Consider the following 6,894-nt stretch of genomic DNA (forward strand, 5'->3'; position numbering starts at 1 on the left):
CACTAGGATAACAATAACTATGATAACCCTACGCCTTAGTTTGATGATGTTCCTTCAGTTCTTCATTTGGGGAGGCTGGTTTGTAACATTAGGCACGTATCTATCGAATACCCTGTCTGCCAATGGTGGGCAAATCGGTATGGCTTTCTCAACCCAGAGTTGGGGCGCCATCATTGCCCCCTTTATTGTGGGCCTTATTGCTGACCGGTTCTTTAATGCAGAAAAGATCCTCGGATTACTACACATTGTTGGCGCCGTGCTTATGTACTGTATGTACCAAGCGAATGATTTCGCCAGCTTTTACCCCTATGTGTTGGCATACATGATTGCATACATGCCTACGCTTGCTTTGGTTAACTCAGTGTCATTCGGACAAATGGTCGACCCGTCAAAAGAGTTCGGAAAAGTTCGTGTGTGGGGCACTATCGGCTGGATTGTGGCAGGCCTTATGATTAGCTATGTCTTCTCATGGGATTCTGCACAGTCTATTGCCGATGGTATGCTCAAAAACACGTTCTTATTGTGCAGCGTTGCCTCGCTAATGTTGGGCGTATTCAGTTTTACACTGCCAAACACGCCACCTCAATCTAGCGGTAAAGCGGTAACCATACGCGACATTCTTGGTTTGGACGCGTTGGCACTGCTCAAAGATAAGAACTTCTTTGTGTTCTTTCTCTCTTCGGTACTCATTTGTATTCCACTGGCGTTTTACTACCAAAATGCGAATCCTTTCCTCACCGAAATAGGCGTTGCAAATGCAACGGGCAAGATGACATTGGGTCAAGTCTCCGAAGTGTTGTTTATGTTGGCCCTGCCGGTATTTTTGAACCGTTTCGGTATTAAAGCCACATTGGTGATTGGTATGGCGGCGTGGGTTGTTCGTTATGCACTGTTCGCATTCGGGAACGCTGACGAAGGCTTGTTCATGCTTATTATTGGTATTGCCCTGCACGGTATTTGTTACGACTTCTTCTTTGTATCAGGGCAAATCTATACCAATGCAAAGGCGGGCGAGAGCGTAAAAAGTGCAGCACAAGGGTTGATTACCTTGGCGACATATGGCGTAGGTATGCTGGTGGGTTTTGCCGTTGCTGGCGCAATTACCGATACCTACACGTTAGAAACAGGTGCGCATAGTTGGCAGCAGATTTGGATATTCCCTGCAGGGTTTGCCGCGGTTGTGTTAGTGCTATTCGCCATTCTGTTTAAAAAGGAAAAGGTGAACACAGATGCATAACATTACCCGCAGAAAATTACTTCAGAGTATGGCTATGACAGGGGCAGGCATTGCCGGAACAGGGTTAGCAGCAGCTGGTTTAGCCACTGCTATGCCTGCTATAGCGAGTACAAAAGATAGCAACACTGTGAATACGCCGCTTAAAGGTAATGTAAACCATTCGGTAAGCCGGTGGACTTACGGCGACTTAAGCATTGAAGAGTTGTGCCAGACCGTTAAGCAATTAGGGTTTGGAGCCATTGACTTAGTAGGCCCTGAAGATTGGCCTGTGCTAAAGCAATATGGCATCGACTCTTCTATGTGTAACGGCGCCGAGATAAGCCTTGAAGACGGCTTCATTCACAGTGAGCTTCACGATGAACTAGAAGCGCGTTATATAAAGCACATCGATTTGGTCGCTGATGCGGGATACAAAAATCTTATCTGCTTTAGCGGAAATGCAAGGGGCATGTCACCAAAAGTTGGGTTAGAAAATGCGGTTAAGGGATTGAGTCGTATTCTTCCTTATGCAGAGAAGCGTGGCGTAGTTATTTTTATGGAGCTATTCAATAGTAAGGTTAATCATCCAGATTATATGGCTGACAACTCTGCGTGGGGTATAGACCTTTGTAAGCGTCTCGGCTCTCAGCATTTCTCACTGCTTTACGATATTTACCATATGCAAATTAGTGAGGGTGACATTATTCGTACCATACGAGATAACCACCAATACTTTGGTCACTACCATACGGCCGGCGTACCTGGGCGTCACGAAATAGATGCTTCTCAAGAACTCAATTACCAGGCAATTGCTAAAGCCATTGTCGAGACCGGATTTAAAGGCTACTTAGCGCAAGAGTTTATACCCACACCGAAAACCAAAGCCAACAGAATAGCGTCGCTACAGCAAGCGATTGAAATCTGTGATGTGTAACGTGCGAACAGGCACAGCGACGAATGAAGTTTTAAGGACGTGTTATGGCGAGTAACGAATACGATGCAATAGTTATTGGATCTGGTATCAGTGGTGGTTGGGCTGCTAAGGAGCTAACTGAAAAGGGCCTAAAAGTGCTCATGTTAGAACGTGGCCAAAATATCGAGCATATTAAAGATTATAAAAATGCGCACAAAGAGGATTGGGATTTTCCTCACCGAGATTTGCCTACTCAGGCTATGAAAGTTGACTATCCTGTGCTTAAGCGCGATTACCCGCTAAATGAAAAAACGTACGGCATGTGGGCAAATGAAAAAGAAAACCCTTATACCGAAGACAAGCGCTTCGACTGGTACAGAGGCTACCACGTCGGCGGACGTTCATTGTTGTGGGGCCGTCAAAGTTACCGCTTGAACAAAGAAGATTTCGAAGCCAATGCTAAAGAGGGCATTGCGGTCGACTGGCCTATTCGCTACGACGATTTGGCACCGTGGTACGACTACGTAGAAAAATTTGCGGGTATCAGTGGTAATCGCGATGGCTTAGATGTATTGCCTGACGGTGTATACCAGCCACCAATGCCAATGAATATTGTAGAAGAAAGTGTCGCGGCGCGGGTGAAAAAGGCTTATGAAGGCGCCCGTTATATGGTGCATGGCCGCACTTCAAACATGACACAAAGTAAACCTGAAGAAGGGCGTGTTCATTGCCAATACCGCAATAAGTGCTGGTTGGGTTGTCCTTTCGGTGGTTACTTCAGTACCCAAGCGTCTACACTTCCGGCTGCGGTTAAAACAGGCAACCTAACCCTTCGACCTTTCTCGATAGTGAAAGAGATCTTGTTCGACAAAGACAAGAAACGCGCGACTGGCGTTGAAATTATCGATGCTGAAACCAACGAGACCTATGTATTTAAAAGCAAAATTATTTTTGTAAATGCGTCAGCATTGAACTCGGCATGGGTACTGATGAATTCCGCTACGGATGTATGGGACGGAGGCTTAGGAAGCAGCAGTGGCGAATTGGGCCATAATGTGATGGACCACCACTTTAGAGTAGGTGCTTCGGCTAAGGTTGAAGGGTTTGACGACAAATACACGTACGGTCGCAGACCAAGTGGCTTCTATGTGCCAAGGTTTAGAAACTGGGGAAGTGATAAGCGAAACTACCTGCGTGGGTTTGGTTATCAAGGCGGCGCAAGCCGTTCAGGTTGGCGCAAAGACATTGCAGAGCTAGGTATAGGTGCTGGGCTTAAAGATGCGATAACCGAGCCGGGTCCTTGGACAATCGGTATGACAGCATTCGGTGAAATGCTTCCGTATCACGAGAACAAAGTTTACTTGAACAAAAAAGTCACCGACAAATGGGGCTTACCAGTACTTGCGATGGACGTTGAGATTAAAGAAAACGAGCTTAAGATGCGCAAGGATATGCAGCAAGACGCGATAGAGATGTTTGAAGCGGCGGGCCTTAAAAATGTTCAAGGCTGGGATGCAGACTACGCACCAGGTATGGGCATTCATGAAATGGGGACGGCGCGTATGGGAAGAGACCCAAAAAGCTCTGTGCTTAACGCACACAACCAAGTGTGGGATGCACCGAACGTATTTGTGACCGATGGTGCGGCAATGACATCGGCCAGCTGTGTTAACCCTTCACTGACCTACATGGCATTAACGGCAAGAGCTGCAGACTTTGCCGTAGAAGAGTTAAAGCGAGGAAATCTATAATGGAACGCCGAGAACTACTTAAACTCATCGCAACTGCTACAGGCACAGCATTGTTTGCAGGTAATGTACTTGCCTATACGGATGTGCCCGCCGTACCACTTAGCGCCACATTGTTTAATGAAAAAGATGTGGCCTTGCTGAATGAAATGGCAGAGGTGATTATTCCGCAAACCGACACGCCCGGAGCAAAAGCGGCTAACGTTGGTGCAACAATGGCTGTGTTGGTAACCGATTGCTACACACCTTTGCTTCAAAAGACTTTTCTAGATGGCGTTAAGAAAATATCTTCGTTAAGTCAAAGTCGTTTCAACAAGCAATTTGTTCAGCTTACCAAACAAGAACGAGAAGAATTATTTAACGAATTAGATGTAGAAGCGAAAGCGGCAAACCTTGCTAACGGTGTTTATCAAGGCGTTGAAACAGGAAAGCCAAGCCAGTGGGAGCCAGGCACCGATCAGCCAACCCCTCACTACTTTACGTTATTAAAACAGCTAACACTTTATTGCTTTTTCACATCTCAAGTTGGCGCGACTAAAGTACTTCGATATGTGGCTATTCCTGGACGTTACGACGGTGCATTCCCTTATAAGAAGGGCGACAAAGCGTGGGCAACCTAAGCCTGCGCTATCGAGCTGCCAAACACAACACAGCTATACAACGGATAAAACAAGGTACTGACACTATGAATAAAACACTCGTCGCTTCAACAGTGGCCTTGCTCATGCCACTTTATGCATGCGCAACGACAGATGCAGATACTGAGAAAAGCGAATCGCGTTTGACCCGCGAACAGCAGGCCGCTAAAACGGAAGTTTGGGAACCTGTTCCTGGAGTGGTTTCTTTTGATAAGGCAGGCGTGCCCTCTGATGCCATCTCTTTAATTGGTGATGATTTATCGAACTGGACTTCAGTAAAAGAAGGTGAGGCTAAGTGGACGCTGGAAAACGGTGTACTAACTGTGAAGCCGGGAACGGGCGATATCAAAACGAAAGCGGAGTTTTGTGATGTTCAGTTGCACGTAGAGTGGAAAGTGCCGCAGCCAGAAGCGGGAATGGAAGGACAACAGCGTAATAATAGTGGTATCTTCCTGCAGCAGCGATATGAAATTCAAGTTTTGGACTCATATCAGAATAAGACCTATCCCAATGGTCAAGCTGCAAGTGTTTATAAACAAACCATTCCTTTAGTTAACGCTATGAAGGCGCCTGGCGAATGGCAAACTTACGACATCATGTATAAAGCTCCAACCTTTAACGGTGAAGCGCTAGCAACGAAAGGCTATGTTACGGTAATACATAACGGCGTAGTGGTTCAGAACCATACTGAAATCCAAGGGACAACAGAATGGATCGGTGCGCCTAAGTACAAAGCACACGGATGCGCGCCGCTTCAATTACAAGATCACGGCAACTTAGTAAGCTTTAAGAATATCTGGGTAAGGCCACTTTAAAAAGCAAGCCGATAAATATCTTCAATCTCCTCAATACTCAATTGCTTAGGGTTATTGCGAAGAAGGCGAGTTACTTTACTCGCCTCTTCTGCTAATTCACCTACGCAAGAAGGCGGAATATTAAAGTGGGTAAGTGAAGCGGGAATGCCTACATCGCGACACAGTTTTTCAATAGCATCTAATAATAATTTAATTACTTCCTCTTTCGAGTGGTGGCGCTCACATACCTTTAAAAGCTTTGCTACACAATAAAGTTTGTCTTGGCAGAACGGTGCATTAACTTTCAATACATGAGGCAGCATTACCGCGTTACTCATGCCATGTGACAGATGAAACCGTCCCCCCAGTGGATAAGCCAATGCATGCACTGCCCCTACGCCTGCGTTTCCAAACGCAAGACCGGCCATTAAACTGCCGGTGGCCATATCTTCACGTGCAGATAAGTTCTCACCATTGTTATAAGCGTGAAGTAATGAATTGAAGATAAGCTTGAGTGCTTTCTCTGCCAGAGCGTCGGTTATCGCACTAGCATTTACACTTATATAAGCTTCAAGCGCGTGAACGAATGCGTCTATACCGCTCGCTGCTGTAATGGACTGAGGGCATGTTTTTGTCATTTCAGGTGCAACGATGGCAACATCGGGTAGCAAGCAGTGGCTAACAATTCCTTTTTTCATCTGTGTTATCGGATCTGACAAGATAGCAATATTGGTAACTTCTGAACCTGTACCGGCAGTAGTAGGGATAACAATAAGAGGCAAACGCCGTTTTGAAAGCGTATTTTCACCGAAGAGTTCACTGAGGGAGCCAGTATGATCGTATGTCGCGGCAAGTACTTTCGCACTATCAATAGCGCTACCTCCACCAAGAGCAATAATTCCGTCTACTTGCTTCTCACGAAGTAGCGCTAACTTATCTTCTATGATATTCACTTCAGGCTCTGGTGGAATGTCATCAATAATAAGTAAAGGTGAACAGGGTAATAGTGCGAGTAGTTGATCAAGAAGGCCAGATGAAGAAACGCCCTTGTCAGTAACGATGGCACTGTCCTTTATAGATAATCTCGACATTTCATCGGGGAGAGCTTTTATAGCGCCAAGACCCGTTATGAGTTTTCCTGCGGTTTTAAATTCTGAAACCTTCATGCAAACCCCTCAATAATCCACGTACACGTTCAAATACTGTTCTGTTAATTTATAGTACACAGCGTGAGTTACCAATTAACTAGCCTTATAGATCGTGAAAAGCGCGGTGAATTAGCGGTTTTTATGAACATATTGCGCGTTGTTTATGCAAACGATCGAAAAATAAGGATTTTTTTAAAATACTTGTTGACGTGAGCGCTCATTTCCCTAAAATGCGCATCCGCTTCGGGGGGAAAGCAAAACAGCAAGCCTCCTGGAGTAAGTCTCTACTACCTTTATAGGCCAGTAAAGACGGGAGTTTATAAGAAACGCTTCAGAAAATAAATTTTCAAAAAGTGTTGACAACGAAAACTTCCAGCGTATAATGCGCACCTCACTCGAACAGGGTGAGTCACTAAGAAGCAACGGCTTATAGTGAG

General features: G+C 45.6%; 6 protein-coding genes. 5 read left to right on the top strand and 1 reads right to left on the bottom strand.

All coding sequences use genetic code 11. The features are described from left to right. Positions 1-19: 19 nt before the first annotated feature. From V7R42_RS15110 to V7R42_RS15130, 5 genes are all read left to right on the top strand, one after another. Entirely contained in the window at positions 20-1,237 is a 1,218-nt protein-coding gene (locus V7R42_RS15110) for a nucleoside permease (protein WP_334021068.1), read from the top strand. Further along, a complete protein-coding gene (locus V7R42_RS15115; RefSeq protein WP_334021069.1) occupies positions 1,230-2,150 on the top strand; it encodes a hydroxypyruvate isomerase family protein in 921 nt (306 codons plus the stop codon). The genes V7R42_RS15110 and V7R42_RS15115 overlap by 8 nt, the downstream gene beginning before the upstream one ends. A 44-nt stretch (positions 2,151-2,194) precedes the next feature. After that, positions 2,195-3,880 (top strand): GMC family oxidoreductase, encoded by a 1,686-nt coding sequence (locus tag V7R42_RS15120; protein WP_334021070.1) that lies wholly within the window; start codon positions 2,195-2,197, stop codon positions 3,878-3,880. Then, entirely contained in the window at positions 3,880-4,497 is a 618-nt protein-coding gene (locus V7R42_RS15125) for a gluconate 2-dehydrogenase subunit 3 family protein (protein ID WP_334021071.1), read from the top strand. Before V7R42_RS15120 ends, V7R42_RS15125 begins: the two co-directional genes overlap by 1 nt. 65 nt (positions 4,498-4,562) lie before the next feature. Continuing rightward, positions 4,563-5,330, top strand: a complete 768-nt coding sequence (locus tag V7R42_RS15130) for a 3-keto-disaccharide hydrolase (protein WP_334021072.1) — start codon at positions 4,563-4,565, stop codon at positions 5,328-5,330. Here V7R42_RS15130 and V7R42_RS15135 read toward each other — a convergent pair. Continuing rightward, positions 5,327-6,475, bottom strand: a complete 1,149-nt coding sequence (locus tag V7R42_RS15135; protein WP_334021073.1) for an iron-containing alcohol dehydrogenase — start codon at positions 6,473-6,475, stop codon at positions 5,327-5,329. The genes V7R42_RS15130 and V7R42_RS15135 overlap by 4 nt on opposite strands. Positions 6,476-6,894 lie beyond the last annotated feature (419 nt).

This window comes from Alteromonas sp. S015 (genome assembly GCF_036864485.1).
In the GTDB taxonomy this organism is placed as follows: Bacteria; Pseudomonadota; Gammaproteobacteria; order Enterobacterales; family Alteromonadaceae; genus Alteromonas.

Bases quoted from the DNA above. Each gene is read 5' to 3' on its own strand.
- V7R42_RS15110 (WP_334021068.1), top strand. From the start codon at position 20: ATGATAACCCTACGCCTTAGTTTGATGATGTTCCTTCAGTTCTTCATT.
- V7R42_RS15135 (WP_334021073.1), bottom strand. From the start codon at position 6,475: ATGAAGGTTTCAGAATTTAAAACCGCAGGAAAACTCATAACGGGTCTT.
- V7R42_RS15130 (WP_334021072.1), top strand. From the start codon at position 4,563: ATGAATAAAACACTCGTCGCTTCAACAGTGGCCTTGCTCATGCCACTT.
- V7R42_RS15115 (WP_334021069.1), top strand. From the start codon at position 1,230: ATGCATAACATTACCCGCAGAAAATTACTTCAGAGTATGGCTATGACA.
- V7R42_RS15125 (WP_334021071.1), top strand. From the start codon at position 3,880: ATGGAACGCCGAGAACTACTTAAACTCATCGCAACTGCTACAGGCACA.
- V7R42_RS15120 (WP_334021070.1), top strand. From the start codon at position 2,195: ATGGCGAGTAACGAATACGATGCAATAGTTATTGGATCTGGTATCAGT.